General features: G+C 44.7%; 12 protein-coding genes. 11 read left to right on the top strand and 1 reads right to left on the bottom strand.

What is annotated here, in order from left to right; genetic code table 11:
* The first annotated feature begins 103 nt into the window (after nt 1–103).
* The 9 genes from argC to clpB all read left to right on the top strand — a co-directional run bounded on the left by argC (nt 104) and on the right by clpB (nt 12727).
* Nucleotides 104–1141 carry an N-acetyl-gamma-glutamyl-phosphate reductase gene (gene argC / locus GFC28_RS08850; protein ID WP_044745713.1) on the top strand — a complete coding sequence of 346 codons (1038 nt, stop codon included), beginning with the start codon at nt 104–106 and terminating at the stop codon, nt 1139–1141.
* 17 nt (nt 1142–1158) lie between these two features.
* Complete coding sequence (gene argJ, locus GFC28_RS08845; protein ID WP_044745714.1) at nt 1159–2388, top strand: bifunctional ornithine acetyltransferase/N-acetylglutamate synthase; 1230 nt, start codon at nt 1159–1161, stop codon at nt 2386–2388.
* Between the two features lie 19 nt (nt 2389–2407).
* Entirely contained in the window at nt 2408–3181 is a 774-nt protein-coding gene (gene argB / locus GFC28_RS08840) for an acetylglutamate kinase (RefSeq protein ID WP_044745715.1), read from the top strand.
* Nucleotides 3181–4338 (top strand): acetylornithine transaminase, encoded by a 1158-nt coding sequence (locus tag GFC28_RS08835; RefSeq protein WP_044745716.1) that lies wholly within the window; start codon nt 3181–3183, stop codon nt 4336–4338. The genes argB and GFC28_RS08835 overlap by 1 nt, the downstream gene beginning before the upstream one ends.
* A gap of 75 nt (nt 4339–4413) precedes the next feature.
* Nucleotides 4414–5481, top strand: coding sequence for a carbamoyl phosphate synthase small subunit (locus tag GFC28_RS08830; protein ID WP_044745717.1), 1068 nt, complete (start codon nt 4414–4416; stop codon nt 5479–5481).
* Nucleotides 5474–8599: a carbamoyl-phosphate synthase (glutamine-hydrolyzing) large subunit gene (locus GFC28_RS08825; protein ID WP_044745718.1), complete on the top strand. Its 3126-nt coding sequence runs from the start codon at nt 5474–5476 to the stop codon at nt 8597–8599. Before GFC28_RS08830 ends, GFC28_RS08825 begins: the two co-directional genes overlap by 8 nt.
* On the top strand, nt 8596–9543 hold the full coding sequence (argF, locus tag GFC28_RS08820; RefSeq protein WP_044745719.1) for an ornithine carbamoyltransferase: 948 nt from the start codon (nt 8596–8598) through the stop codon (nt 9541–9543). The genes GFC28_RS08825 and argF overlap by 4 nt, the downstream gene beginning before the upstream one ends.
* A gap of 116 nt (nt 9544–9659) precedes the next feature.
* The gene (locus GFC28_RS08815) at nt 9660–9839 is read left to right on the top strand and encodes a YjzC family protein (RefSeq protein WP_044745720.1); all 180 of its coding nucleotides are present in this window, start codon (nt 9660–9662) and stop codon (nt 9837–9839) included.
* 281 nt (nt 9840–10120) lie between these two features.
* Nucleotides 10121–12727 (top strand): ATP-dependent chaperone ClpB, encoded by a 2607-nt coding sequence (gene clpB / locus GFC28_RS08810; RefSeq protein ID WP_044745721.1) that lies wholly within the window; start codon nt 10121–10123, stop codon nt 12725–12727.
* A gap of 241 nt (nt 12728–12968) precedes the next feature.
* On the opposite strand, the gene GFC28_RS08805 is transcribed toward clpB, so the two are convergent.
* A complete protein-coding gene (locus GFC28_RS08805) occupies nt 12969–13160 on the bottom strand; it encodes a YjzD family protein (RefSeq protein ID WP_044745722.1) in 192 nt (63 codons plus the stop codon).
* A gap of 318 nt (nt 13161–13478) precedes the next feature.
* Between GFC28_RS08805 and GFC28_RS08800 the strand changes: the two genes are divergently transcribed.
* Both GFC28_RS08800 and GFC28_RS08795 read left to right on the top strand, forming a co-directional pair.
* Nucleotides 13479–14207: an alpha/beta fold hydrolase gene (locus GFC28_RS08800; protein WP_044745723.1), complete on the top strand. Its 729-nt coding sequence runs from the start codon at nt 13479–13481 to the stop codon at nt 14205–14207.
* Nucleotides 14208–14246: 39 nt separating this feature from the next.
* On the top strand, nt 14247–14525 hold the full coding sequence (locus tag GFC28_RS08795) for a hypothetical protein (protein WP_044745724.1): 279 nt from the start codon (nt 14247–14249) through the stop codon (nt 14523–14525).
* Nucleotides 14526–14545: the final 20 nt, after the last annotated feature.

Raw genomic sequence — 14545 nt, 5'->3', positions numbered from 1 at the left:
TTTTGTTAGAAAATACAAATAAAAATAAATATACGTTTGATTTTATTTTTATGCAGTATTATAATGATAACTACATGAATATCATTGTTCGAGGAGGACAACTATGAATATTGCAATCATTGGCGCAACAGGATACAGCGGTGTGGAATTGCTGAGATTTCTCCAGCACCATCCTCATGTTGAACGTTGCCATCTCTATTCTTCATCGCAGGATGGCATGGCGTTATCGCAAAGTTTTCCGCATACGGGCGAAAACAGAGGGAATGTTTTAAGAAAAATGGCGATTGAACAAATCGCTGCAGCCAATGATGTTGTCTTTTTTGCAACGCCTCCTGGAGTGTCCAGCGAGCTGGCCCCATTGCTAATTGAGAAAGGAATAAAAGTGATTGATCTCTCTGGCGATTTTCGTTTGAAAGATGGCACCGTATATGAGAAATGGTATAAGCGGCCAGCTGCGGAGCATTCATATTTGCAGAAAGCTGTGTATGGACTTTCCGAATGGAATCGAACAGAGATCCGAAAGGCTCAGCTGCTTGCGAATCCGGGATGCTACCCGACAGCGACGCTGCTTGGATTGGCGCCACTTGTGCAGAATGGGCTTATTGAAGAACAATCGATTATTGTGGATGCTAAATCAGGGGTATCAGGAGCCGGAAGAAAAGCGTCATTAAATACGCATTTTTCCGAAATTAATGAAAATGTGAAAATTTATAAAGTAAATGAGCATCAGCATATCCCGGAAATTGAGCAAATGCTGAAGCTTTGGAACGAACACATTCAGCCGATTACGTTTAGCACCCATTTAATCCCGATGACGAGGGGAATTATGGCGACGATTTATGCTCAAGCGAAAGTAGAGCTGTCGCTTGAGACATTGCTAGATTTATATAAAACAAGTTATGAAACGGCTCATTTTGTCCGCGTCCGAAACTCCGGACAATTTCCAGCGACAAAAGAAGTGTACGGCTCAAACTATTGCGATATCGGCATCGCTTATGATGAAAGAACAGGAAGAATCACTGTTGTTTCTGTCATCGACAATTTAGTGAAAGGGGCCGCGGGCCAGGCTGTTCAAAACTTTAATGTGATGATGGGATGGAACGAGTCAGAAGGATTGAAGGTTGCCCCTATTTATCCATAGGAAGGAGAAGAAGCAAAATGGTAACGAAACAGGAGCATGAAATTTACTGCGTTGCCAATGGGACCGTTGTTACCCCAAAGGGATTTAAGGCAGCAGGTGTACACGCTGGTTTGCGATATATAAAAAAAGATCTTGGAGTAATTGTTTGCGATGTGCCTGCCTCTTGCGCAGCCGTTTATACTCAAAGCCATTTTCAAGCTGCTCCGCTGAAAGTTACGCAAGAGAGCATCGCGGTTGAGCAAAAATTGCAGGCGATCGTCGTCAATAGCGCATGCGCCAATGCGTGTACAGGAGAGCAGGGATTAAAGGACGCCTATGAAATGCGGGAGCTTTGCGCTCTGCAATTCGGGCTGCCTTCGCACTACGTAGCGGTCGCTTCTACGGGAGTCATTGGGGAGTTTTTGCCGATGGAAAAAATTCGCGAAGGCATAAAAAAATTGCAGCCGAGCGTTACAGAGGAAAGCGCACATGCGTTTCAAACCGCCATTTTAACGACCGATACAGTCATGAAGCAAGCCTGTTATCAAACGACGATTGAGGGGAAAACCGTGACAATCGGAGGGGCTGCCAAAGGATCAGGAATGATTCATCCTAATATGGCGACGATGCTCGCTTTTATTACAACAGATGCTAATATTTCCTCGTCCGTTTTGCAGGAGGCGCTTCGTTCCATTACTGATCTATCGTTTAATCAGATCACGGTCGATGGCGATACGTCTACAAATGATATGGTGGTCGTCATGGCGAGCGGCCTTGCTGAAACAACCGAATTAACGCCGCGCCATCCAGAATGGAATAAATTTTACGATGCATTAAAGAAAACATGCGAGGATTTGGCGAAACAAATTGCCAAAGATGGAGAAGGAGCGACTAAGCTGATTGAGGTTCGCGTATCAGGGGCTGTGACGGATGACGATGCCAAGCGTATCGCCAAACAAATCGTCGGCTCTAATCTTGTCAAAACGGCGGTTTATGGAGCGGATGCCAATTGGGGAAGAATTATCGGCGCGATCGGTTACGCGGATGCAACCGTCAACCCTGACTGCGTCGATATTACATTAGGGGATATTGTCATGCTAAAAGCAAGCGAACCCCAACCGTTTTCTGAAGAGGAAGCAACGGCTTATTTGCAAAATCATGAAATTATGATTCATGTTGACCTGCATCTTGGAAATGGTACAGGAGTCGCATGGGGATGCGATTTAACTTATGATTACGTGAAAATTAACGCAAGCTATCGTACATGATGATGGGAGGAAGAGGAAAATGGAGGGAACGATTGTCATTAAATGCGGAGGAAGCGTTCTTAACGAATTATCTTCATCATTTTTTCAAAGCTTGCAAGCGTTGCATGCCCAAGGAAAAAATATTGTCATCGTTCATGGAGGAGGGCCGGAAATTGGGCAAATGTTAAAGCAGCTGGCGATTGAAAGCGAGTTTGTGAATGGATTGCGGAAAACGACAAAAGAAGGATTGGATGTCGTTGAAATGGTCTTAGCCGGAAAAGTAAATAAACAGCTTGTTTCGCTGCTTTGGCAATACCATTTGCCTGGTGCCGGGGTGTCCGGCGTGGATGGCCGGTTGCTTGAAGCGGCTCCGCTTGATCTTGAACGGCTAGGGTATGTGGGAACCGTCACCCGCGTTAACGCATCATTTTTAGCCCATTTTCTTCGTGTTCGTTATATCCCGGTGATCGCGCCGATCGGATGCGATCAGAACGGACAAAAATATAACATTAACGCCGATACGGCCGCTGGTGCTATCGCCCAAGCATTGCGAGCCCAACAGCTCATTTTTGTGACCGATGTTCCAGGAGTGCTGCACAACGGTTCACTTGTGGAGTATGCAACAGCAGAAGAAATTGAAAAAATGATAGAGGACGGAATTATTTCAGGAGGGATGATCCCGAAGGTCAAAGCGGCGCTAAGCGCTTTGTCGGATTCTCTGCCTGAGGTGATGATTGTAAGCGGGAAGCACTCATTTTATTCAGAAGGAAAATTACATGGAACGAGCATTCAAAAGGAAGCGGGGGTTTGCTAATGGGAGCGTTATTTCCGACGTATAATCGTTGGGATCTATGTGTGGAATCGGCGCAAGGAACGACGGTTGTCGCTACAGATGGCAAGCAATATTTAGATTTTGTGGCTGGAATTGCGGTTTGCAATTTAGGGCATCGTCCACCACAAGTGCAAGAAGCATTGGAAGCTCAGCTAAATAAGGTGTGGCATACTTCTAATTTATTTATAAATCCATTGCAGGAAGAAGTGGCTCAGCTGCTTGTCGGGCATAGCTGCGGGGATTATGTGTTTTTCTGCAATAGCGGTGCGGAAGCAAATGAAGCGGCGTTAAAGCTGGCAAGAAAGTATACAGGACGGGCAAAAGTGATTTCTTTTCAGCAGTCGTTTCATGGCCGGACGTTTGCTACGATGTCGGCAACAGGACAAGAAAAAGTTCATAAGGGCTTTGGACCGCTTTTACCGGAGTTTGTTCACCTTCCGTTTAATGACATAGAGGTGCTGGAAAAGGAAATGAGTGAACAAGTGGCGGCTGTGATGCTGGAAATCGTGCAAGGCGAAGGCGGAGTAAGACAAATCAATGAATCATTTTTACAAAAAACTGTTCAGTTGTGTCGACAATATGGAGCATTGCTGATCGTTGATGAGGTGCAGACGGGAATCGGACGGACCGGGAAGGCGTTTGCCTATCAGCATTTTTCGATTGAACCAGATATTATTACGACAGCCAAGGGATTAGGAAGCGGCTTTCCGGTCGGAGCGATGATTGGCAAGGCCTTTTTGCGAGATGCGTTTACAGCGGGAACTCACGGCTCCACATTTGGCGGAAATCCGTTAGCAATGGCGGCGGCGAAAGCCACCCTACAAGTGATTTTCCAAGATGACTTTTTACAAAGCGTAGCAGAAAAAGGACATTATTTCTTAGAACAGCTTCGCACGGCTTTAGCCGGAGTCGGACATGTGCGAGAAGTGCGCGGCCTCGGCTTATTAATAGGAATCGAATGCGAGACGGACGTGGCAAAGCTGATTCCGCTTATCCATGAAAAAGGATTGCTTGTACTGCCCGCTGGCGCGAATGTGATTCGTTTAGTGCCGCCGCTGATTGTAACGAAAGAAGAACTGGATAGGGCTGTTGCCATCTTGAAAGAAGTGTTGCTAAACGAATATGTGGCTATTTCCTAGGAGCGGAATTTTTTTTATAGTGAATGCATAAAAATTCTTATTTTGTAATAAAAATTCGATAATGAGGTGTCTGCGATGAACGCTTGTTTGCATTTAGCAAATGGAAAGACATTTGCCGGAGTTCTTGAAGTGCCGGGAGAAAACGGGGAAATTCAAGGAGAAGTCGTCTTTTATACAGGAATGACCGGCTATCAGGAAGTGCTGACAGATCCTTCATATAAAAACCAAATCATTGTGTTCACGTATCCACTGATTGGAAATTATGGAATTAATGAAGCCGATTTCGAAAGTAAAAAACCGCATGTGCAGGCGGTGATTGTATATGAGGCAAGTCAGCAAGGATACCATTATGAAGCGAAATATAGTTTAAAAGAATACTTGCAGCAATGGAAGATTCCGCTATTAACCCATGTGGATACGCGGGCGCTGGTAAAAGAGATTCGCAATAAAGGAACGATGATGGGGTGGATTGCTCCAGGAGAATCGGAGATTGGCGCACTCAAGGAAAATCGCTTTCCTGTTGCAAGTGTATCCACTGAGCAAATGTCCGTATATGGAAACGGCGATACGCATATTGTACTCGTCGATTTTGGCTATAAGAAATCGATAGTGCAATCTCTGGTAACAAGAGGATGCCAAGTAACCGTCGTTCCTTATCATACGCCATTTTCCGCTATTGAAGCATTGCAGCCCGACGGGATCGTTTTATCCAATGGCCCGGGAGATCCGAAGCAGCTGGCAAAATATTTGCCGAATATCCGAATGATGATTGACCATTATCCGACGCTTGCGATTTGTTTAGGACACCAGCTCGTCGCATTATCATACGGAGCCAACACAGAGAAGCTCCGCTTTGGACATCGCGGAGCCAACCAGCCCGTTTATGATTTGCAGAAGAAAAAGGTGTTCATGACTTCGCAAAACCATAGTTATGTGGTCAATAAAGAAAGTTTGGCCGCTACGCCGTTTGATATTCGCTTTATCAATGTGAACGACGATTCGGTAGAAGGAATGGTTCACCGATACAAACCGATTTTATCGGTTCAGTATCACCCGGAGGCACATCCCGGACCAAATGATACAGAACATATTTTTGCTGAATTTTTGCAAGCAGTGAACAAAGGAGAGAAAGTATATGCCTAAAGATCCATCACTTCAATCGATTTTAATCATCGGATCTGGACCGATTGTGATTGGTCAAGCGGCGGAGTTTGACTATTCTGGTACGCAAGCATGCATCGCTTTAAAGGAAGAAGGCTATCGCGTCATTCTAGTCAATAACAATCCGGCTACGATTATGACTGACGATGTTCATGCAGATGCTGTTTATTTTGAGCCATTGACAGTCGATAGCTTGGAGAGCATTATCGCGAAAGAACGGCCTGATGGCTTGTTGGCGACCTTTGGAGGACAGACGGGATTAAACTTAGCGTTTCAGCTCCATGAAGCAGGAGTTTTAACGAAATATGGCGTGCGATTGCTTGGAACACCGATTGAAGCGATCCAAAAAGGAGAGGATCGGGAAGCGTTCCGCCAGTTAATGTATGAGTTAAACGAGCCGGTGCCAGAAAGTGAAATTATTACGAATGTAGCGGACGCAGTTGCTTTTGCTGAAAAGATCGGCTTCCCGATCATTATCCGTCCAGCCTATACATTAGGGGGAAGCGGCGGAGGAATTGCGGAAACTATGGAGCAATTTGTATCCCTCGTTGAAAAGGGATTGGCGGAAAGTCCCATTACCCAATGTTTGGTGGAGCGCAGTGTGGCAGGATACAAAGAAATCGAATATGAAGTGATGCGCGACGATACCGATACTTGCATTACAGTTTGCAACATGGAAAACATCGATCCTGTTGGAGTTCATACGGGTGACTCCATTGTTGTGGCCCCATCCCAAACCTTAACGGATGAAGAATATCATATGCTGCGCTCATCGGCAGTAAAAATTATTTCAGCGCTCGGAATTATTGGCGGATGCAACATTCAATTCGCGCTCGATCCGTTTAGCAAAAATTATTATTTAATCGAGGTGAATCCGCGCGTTAGCCGTTCCTCCGCTTTGGCATCCAAAGCGACCGGATATCCGATTGCGCGCATTGCTGCCAAATTGGCTGTCGGCTATACATTAGCGGAATTACTAAATCCTGTTACGAAAAATACATTTGCCAGCTTTGAACCAGCGCTTGATTATGTTGTTGTCAAATTTCCGCGTTTGCCATTTGATAAATTTCCAAGCGGCGACCGCCGCCTAGGAACGCAAATGAAAGCGACGGGGGAAGTGATGGCGATTGACCGCAATTTGGAGCGCGCCCTGCAAAAGGCTGTCCGTTCATTGGAGGGGGCTAATAACGGATTGTTTTTGCCGGAGATGTCCACCAAGACGAATGATGAATTAAAAGAGCTATTAATTTATCAAGATGATCGCCGCTTTTTTGCAATTTTAGAATTGTTCAGACGCGGCGAAGGGATCGAAACGATCTATCAACTAACCAAAATCGACCGCTTTTTTTTAAATAGTTTTTATCAGCTTATTATGCTTGAGCAACAAGCGAAAGCCGCCCATTTTGCTCATATTGATGCCGCAATGCTTCGCTTATTGAAAGAAAAAGGCTTTTCTGATGCTTTTTTAGCGAGTATTTGGAATGTAAAGGAAGCGGAAATTCGCCGCAAGCGGAAGCAGCTTGGCATTATTCCAGCTTATAAAATGGTAGATACGTGTGCAGCGGAATTCCACTCGGAAACGGATTACTATTACTCCACTTATTTTGGTGCGGATGAACGAAAAGCAAGCGATAAAGAAAAAGTTCTTATTATCGGAGCGGGGCCGATTCGAATCGGCCAAGGAATTGAATTTGACTACAGCTCCGTTCATAGCGTCTATGCTCTTCAGAAAGAAGGATACGAAACCGTCTTAATTAACAATAATCCAGAAACCGTTAGCACCGATTTTGCAGTGGCGGATCGTCTTTATTTCGAACCGCTCGTGTTAGAAGATGTGCTTAATGTGATTGAGGCAGAACAAATTCAAAAAGTGGTTGTCCAATTCGGGGGACAGACAGCGATTAATCTAGTAAAAGAACTGGAAGAGGCAGGTGTGACCATTTTAGGCGCCTCATACGATGTCATTGACCAGCTGGAGGATCGTGATCGTTTTTATCAGCTTTTAGAGGAATTAGCGATTCCACACGTGCCTGGTGTAATAGCCGAAAATGAAAATGAGTTGGTGGAAAAAGCGGAAAAGATCGGTTATCCGGTGTTGCTTCGCCCGTCGTATGTGATCGGCGGCAAAGGCATGTTTATTGTACAAAATGAACAGCAATTGTTGCAGCAAGCGGCCACTTTGACGTATCCCGTATTGATTGATGCGTATTTGGAAGGAAAAGAAGCAGAAGTCGATGTGGTAGCCGATGGAAAGAGCGTACGGATTCCAACCATTATTGAGCATGTTGAAAAAGCGGGCGTTCATTCAGGTGATAGCTATGCGTGGCTGCCAGCACAAACGCTGTCAGAGTATGAAAAAGCCAAGATAAAAACATTTGCTGAAAAAATTGTGCAAAAGCTTCAATTCAAAGGTTTAATGAATATTCAATTTGTCATCGCAAATGGCGAGGTGTATGTGCTGGAAGTCAACCCTCGCGCGAGCCGAACGGTGCCGATTGTCAGCAAGACGACGGGAATCCCACTTGCGCAAATTGCGACAAAATTATTGCTTGGGAAATGCTTAGATGAGGCAAATGATTTTGTGACAAACAGCTTCAGCGATATGCCCTACATTGTTTTGAAATATCCCGTTTTTTCAATGCATAAGCTGCCTGGAGTCGATCCGCTTGTCGGGCCGGAAATGAAATCGACAGGCGAAGGAATTAGCATTGCTCATACAGCAGCGGAGGCAGCCGGCAAAGCGTTCCATTCTTATTTGACAAAAAAAGCAGATGCTTTCGAGGTTTATGTGGATGCAGAAATAGAGCAAATACAAGCGCTCGTAGAAGCAATGAAGAATAAGCGAATCAAGCTTGTGAGCCACATTCCATTTTCTGAATGGGTAAAGCGAAAAGAAGCATTAGCCTTTTTTAATTTCAAAAACGATCAACAAGCTGCGGAACAACGGATGCTTGCTTTGTCACGGCAGCTGCTGGCCTTTACGGAAGTGGAAACGTGCAAGCTGTTTTTGCAGGCGCTTGATTCTGACGATTTTTCCGTTCTTTCGATTCAGGAATGGCTTAAATTAAAAAAACAAACAGAGGAAGCGGTGATAGGATGAATGCGACAATCCATTCATTAAAAGGAAAGGATTTATTAACATTAATCGATTTTTCTTCTGAGGAGATCCATGATTTACTAACGTTAGCAAGTGAGTTGAAACAAAAGCAGCTGGCAGGTCAAGCCTATACACCATTAACAGGGAAAACATTGGCGATGATTTTCGAAAAGCCATCTACGCGGACGAGAGTATCCTTTGAAGTGGGGATGACACAGTTAGGCGGACATGCGCTTTATTTAAACAGCCATGATTTGCAAATTGGCCGCGGGGAAACCATTGCTGATACGGCAAGAGTATTATCGCAATATGTAGATGCGATTATGATTCGCACATTCGCCCATAGCAAAATCGAAGAGCTTGCACAGTACGCAACGGTGCCCGTTATTAACGGATTGACAGATGACGATCATCCATGTCAAGCACTGGCTGATTTACTAACCATTTATGAAACGAAAAAACAGCTAAAGGGACTGAAGCTAGTATATGTCGGAGATGGCAATAATGTTGCCCATGGATTAATGATCGCCGCTGCCAAAGTAGGGATGGATTGTACGATTGCATGCCCGATAGGCTATGAACCGAAAGAACAATATGTCAAGGCTGCAATCGAAGTAGCCAAACAAACAGGATCACAAATGGTCGTGACCCATTCTCCACAAGAAGCGGTGAAACATGCTGATGTCATTTATACGGATGTATGGACGAGCATGGGACAAGAACAGGAAAGCCAGCAGCGGCTGGCAGTGTTCCAGCCGTTTCAAGTCAACGAACAGCTAGTGAAGCAGGCTAAGCCAGATTATATGTTTTTGCATTGTTTGCCTGCTCATCGCGACGAAGAAGTGACAGCTGGCGTCATTGACAGCGACCATTCTTATGTATTTGAGCAAGCGGGAAATCGTCTCCATGTCCAAAAAGCCATTTTGCTATCGTTATTATCATGCTGAAAAACACCGGAGGTTACTCCGGTGTTTTTTTGCAAATCATTCCACGATTTGCATGAGTGAATGATAAAAAGAGGGGAGATGATAAGCGTGTACGCTGCTTGAAGGAGGGGATGAGCATGGGCCAAAGACGTCATTTTGGACCAGGGGACAAAGCGCCCAACAATGGTGTATATATTGAAATCGGAGAAACAGGAGATAACGTGAAAAATCCTAAAAAAGTGAAGCTCAAAGCGGGAGATACATTCCCAGAAACGTCCAATCATAATCGCCATTGGACTTATATGCGCAAACCATAACGATCGATGCAGCCGTTGATATGGTAGACAAAGCCGATTTTTTCTTTGTCTACCATTATTTTGAGGCGTTACTCATTTCAGTTGTTTCCACTTCAAAATGTCTTAAAAACGCTGGGCAGAGAAAGAAGAGAACCGAACGAAGACGTTACCGTGCAGACGAACGAGACGCTGTGACGCAGGATAATAGACTGAGCCATTCTCACCGTGGGAATGGCTTTTCCTGTGGGACAAGGGTATAATATATATAAAGGTCAAAAAAAGTCAAAAGACAGGTGAATGTCATGGATATGAACAAGCTAACAGAAAAGATGCAGGAGGCGCTGATCTCTGCTCAATCCATCGCCAAAACGTATCATCATCAAATGATGGATATCGATCATCTTTTGCTGGCGTTGTTGGAGCAGGAAGAAGGGCTGGCCAAACGCATGCTCTCTCTTCTACATATCAATATTAACAAAATGGCTGTAGATCTCCGTTCATTTTTAAAAAGAAAACCTGAAGTGATGGGGGCGGAAGAAATTGTCTACATGGCGCCTCGTTTGGAACGGTTGCTCACCAACGCTGAACAGGAAGCAAAACAGATGAAGGATGAGTATACCTCTGTAGAACATTTGCTTTTGGCGTTAACCAATGAAAAAAATGAGATCGGGCAGCTGCTGCAAAAGTACGAATTAAATCGTTCGAGACTTTTACAAGTATTAAAAGAAATAAGGGGGAATCAGCGCGTGACAAGTGCAAATCCAGAAGCTACATATGAGGTATTAAAAAAATATGGCCGCGATTTAGTGGAAGAGGCGCGCGCCGGAAAAATTGACCCTGTCATCGGCCGCGACAGTGAAATTCGCCGTGTGATCCGCATTTTATCGCGTAAAACCAAAAATAATCCAGTGCTTATTGGCGAACCGGGAGTGGGAAAAACAGCGATTGTCGAAGGGCTTGCTCAACGGATTGTTCGGAAGGACGTACCGGAAGGCTTAAAAGATAAAATCATTTTTGCTTTAGATATGAGCTCTTTAATCGCAGGAGCGAAATTTCGCGGGGAATTTGAAGAGCGCTTAAAAGCTGTATTAAATGAAATAAAAAAAAGCGAAGGAAAGATCATTTTATTTATTGACGAGTTGCATACGATTGTCGGTGCTGGAAAAGCCGAGGGGGCTATTGATGCAGGAAACATGTTAAAGCCGATGCTCGCTCGCGGGGAATTGCGCTGCATTGGCGCTACCACTTTGGATGAATATCGACAATATATCGAAAAGGACCCGGCTTTAGAGCGACGGTTTCAGCAGGTGCTTGTGGAAGAGCCGAGCGTGGAAGATACGATTTCTATCTTGCGTGGTTTAAAGGAACGGTTTGAGATTCATCATGGCGTGAATATTCATGACCGCGCGCTCGTTACCGCTGCGGTATTATCAGATCGCTATATTTCTGAACGTTTTCTTCCTGATAAAGCCATTGATCTTGTTGATGAAGCGTGTGCCATGATTCGCACAGAAATTGATTCAATGCCATCAGAATTAGATGAGGTGATGCGTCGTGTGATGCAGCTTGAGATTGAAGAAGCCGCGTTGCGCAAGGAAGAGGATGAAGCGAGCCGGGAACGTCTGGAAGCTCTCAAACAGGAGCTAGCCAATTTAAAAGAAAAAGCCAATAGCATGAAAGCGAAATGGCAACAGGAAAAAGAAGCGATTCAGCAAATACGCGGTGTTCGTGAGGAACTGGAAAGAGCAAAACGAGAGCTAGAAGAGGCTGAAAATGCTTATGATTTAAATAAAGCAGCTGAGCTGCGCCATGGACGCATTCCGGAACTGGAAAAGCAATTAAAGCAACTTGAACAAGATGCGAGCCGAACAGAAAAAGAAGGGCGGCTTTTGCGGGAAGAGGTGACGGAAGAAGAAATTGCCGAAATCGTCTCAAGATGGACCGGCATCCCATTAACGAAGCTAGTAGAAGGGGAACGGGAAAAGCTGTTGCGCTTGCAGGAGCTATTGCATCAACGCGTCATCGGTCAAGACGAAGCGGTAGAGTTGGTGGCAGATGCTGTGTTGCGGGCGCGCGCCGGTATTAAAGATCCGCGCCGACCGATTGGATCCTTTCTATTTCTAGGGCCGACAGGGGTAGGGAAAACGGAGCTGGCCAAGGCGTTGGCGCAAGCGCTTTTTGATAGCGAAGAACAGATGGTTCGGATTGATATGTCGGAGTACATGGAAAAGCACGCGGTATCGCGGCTGATTGGCGCGCCTCCCGGATATGTCGGTTATGAAGAAGGCGGACAGCTGACAGAAGCGGTGCGTCGCAAGCCGTATTCGGTTATTTTGCTTGATGAAGTGGAAAAAGCGCATCCGGAAGTGTTTAATATTTTATTACAAGCGCTTGACGACGGCCGCATTACGGACTCACAAGGAAGAACGGTGGACTTTAAAAATACCGTCATTATTTTAACATCGAATATCGGTTCACACACACTACTGGAAGCAGGGCAAGAAAATGGCGAAATTGGCGAAGAAGCTCGCAGTCAAGTGATGCAGCAATTGCGAATGCACTTCCGGCCGGAATTTTTAAATCGCATTGATGATATCGTTCTATTTAAGCCGCTGACGATAAAAGAGTTAAAGGGAATTGTGGACAAGTTTGCGGGAGAACTGGGCACACGCCTTGCGGATCGCCATATTTCTGTAACGCTGTCAGAGCGTGCGAAAGAGTATATCGCGCAAGCAGGTTTTGATCCTGTCTATGGAGCGCGTCCATTAAAGAGATTTATGCAGAAGCGGATTGAAACGCCTCTGGCCAAAGAAATCGTGGCGGGACGGGTGAAGGATCACAGCCGGATTGTCGTGGACTATGAGAACGAGCAAATCGTGATCAAGACGAATGCTGAAAGCGAAATGTAACTATTTTTGACCGCAGAGTAATATGAATGAAAGTTGTATACCATAATTTGGAATAGGTGTCGTCCGTTGAAAGTAAGCGTTCGGTCACGTCAAAGCGTGCCGGCGAAATCGGATATCACCTGCTCAATGGTGGGCAAATGCTCGCGCATCAAGTTGTAATGGCAGAGAGTATTGACAAAAGGAGGCTGTCTTTTTAGACAGCCTCCTTTTGTGCAGCGCACTAAGAGCTAGATTCTGCTTTTTAATGATGGTCATGATGGCCAACAGGATCATTAGGAAGCAAGCTGCCAATGATGATGACAAAAATCGTCATAGCCACTCCTAAAAAAGCGCCTGTTGAAAATTGATAAGAACTTCCTTGCATGGAACTAATGACATATGTAGCCATTTGTGCTAGCAAGAATGTCCAAAAGAGCGTCCAAAAAAATCTCATGATTTTCACCTCAACATTTCTTGCTTTCTTTATCTATCTTATCACAAATCGCTTTCATGGAAAATGTTCTTCTTTTTAGGCTGATACCCTTTCCATCTTTGAAGTGTTCACATATATTTCTAATGTACCGCTATGCTTTGGAGGAGGCAACAAACAGTGGCTTCATCGTGGTATAAGTGATCAGGAGAGGATGATGATTCGCTTTTCTGCGCATAACGATTATTGTTCGAAGGGCGGCAGAAAAGCAATAAAGGTAATCAATTTCTAAATGATATTGATTCATCGACAACACACCTGGGAAAGTAAAGGTGAAATAATATGACGATTCAGCAGCGTTTTTTCCAATTAGATGATCAATGGTGCATCATCCATGTACCGGAGCGCCCAAATGGGTTTGGCGTTCTTCTTCTTGGAGATGTCAATCATTATGTAACAGAAAATGCAAGCTTCTGGACCGAGCACGAAGGAAGACGGCAACTGCTAGATGATCTGCTTCAATATGGATACACCATTTTTTCTTCCCATTTGTACGGGCGGCATTGGGGAAGTGATCAGGCGCTTCGGTTGGCGAAACAACTGATCTACTATGTATTAAAAAGTGAAATTCTTAATCATCGTATTTATCTTTTAGCCGAAGGAATGGGGGCGCTTGCCGCCTTGCGACTGATGGAGGAAATATCTCCACAAATTCGGGCGGTGGCGATGTTTAGTCCATGTCTAAATTTGCGAGCACAACTGGAATACGAAAAGGAAAACAAATTTTTCTACAAACGTCTAGTAAACGATATCGCCGATGCCTATAGAGTAGACAAGACTAAAGTGTATGATGTGATTCCTTGTTCTTCTCTGACTTTTTCCCATGTACCGACGAAAATATGGCAGCTATCCGGAGTAACGCCTTATCCTTCTTCCCTTCACTGCCGTAAGTATGCAGAAATAGCAAAAGAAAAAAAGCTGCCTGTGGAAGTTTTGTATCATTTACCGGAAAAACGATATCGGTTTGCCAGAGCCATTCACCAATTCTATGAAAAGTATAATCGATTATGATGAGCTCCTCTATCGCTCTTAGGAACGATAGAGGAGTTTTTGCAGCAGAAGGATCCACGCAACGAGTTAGATAAGGAGGCTGGTGAAGCATGCTTTACAGAAGCTTTTCTAAAAATGCGCTCTACTTTCCCACTATTCATGCTATTTGAAGATGAAAACATGGCTTCTGCACAAACGGTAATAATCCATTCTTTTACTAAAAATATGGCTTGCCGACTACGGCAGAAAAGCGAGAAATCAAGTAATGTCAATTGGTTTTATTGGATCATCAACACACCTGTGGTTTCTGGAAGAGCAACGGCCGGAGAGATCTGGTGACTTACCTTTGCCATGTATTC

Source organism: Anoxybacillus sp. B2M1, assembly GCF_001634265.1.
GTDB lineage: Bacteria > Bacillota > Bacilli > Bacillales > Anoxybacillaceae > Anoxybacteroides > Anoxybacteroides rupiense.
The sequence above is the reverse complement of the archived record's forward strand: the minus strand, read 5'-3'. Positions and strand labels throughout refer to the sequence as shown.

Coding starts and splice junctions, on each gene's coding strand:
- argC (WP_044745713.1), top strand. CDS start 104: ATGAATATTGCAATCATTGGCGCAACAGGATACAGCGGTGTGGAATTG.
- argJ (WP_044745714.1), top strand. CDS start 1,159: ATGGTAACGAAACAGGAGCATGAAATTTACTGCGTTGCCAATGGGACC.
- argB (WP_044745715.1), top strand. CDS start 2,408: ATGGAGGGAACGATTGTCATTAAATGCGGAGGAAGCGTTCTTAACGAA.
- GFC28_RS08835 (WP_044745716.1), top strand. CDS start 3,181: ATGGGAGCGTTATTTCCGACGTATAATCGTTGGGATCTATGTGTGGAA.
- GFC28_RS08830 (WP_044745717.1), top strand. CDS start 4,414: ATGAACGCTTGTTTGCATTTAGCAAATGGAAAGACATTTGCCGGAGTT.
- GFC28_RS08825 (WP_044745718.1), top strand. CDS start 5,474: ATGCCTAAAGATCCATCACTTCAATCGATTTTAATCATCGGATCTGGA.
- argF (WP_044745719.1), top strand. CDS start 8,596: ATGAATGCGACAATCCATTCATTAAAAGGAAAGGATTTATTAACATTA.
- GFC28_RS08815 (WP_044745720.1), top strand. CDS start 9,660: ATGGGCCAAAGACGTCATTTTGGACCAGGGGACAAAGCGCCCAACAAT.
- clpB (WP_044745721.1), top strand. CDS start 10,121: ATGGATATGAACAAGCTAACAGAAAAGATGCAGGAGGCGCTGATCTCT.
- GFC28_RS08805 (WP_044745722.1), bottom strand. CDS start 13,160: ATGAGATTTTTTTGGACGCTCTTTTGGACATTCTTGCTAGCACAAATG.
- GFC28_RS08800 (WP_044745723.1), top strand. CDS start 13,479: ATGACGATTCAGCAGCGTTTTTTCCAATTAGATGATCAATGGTGCATC.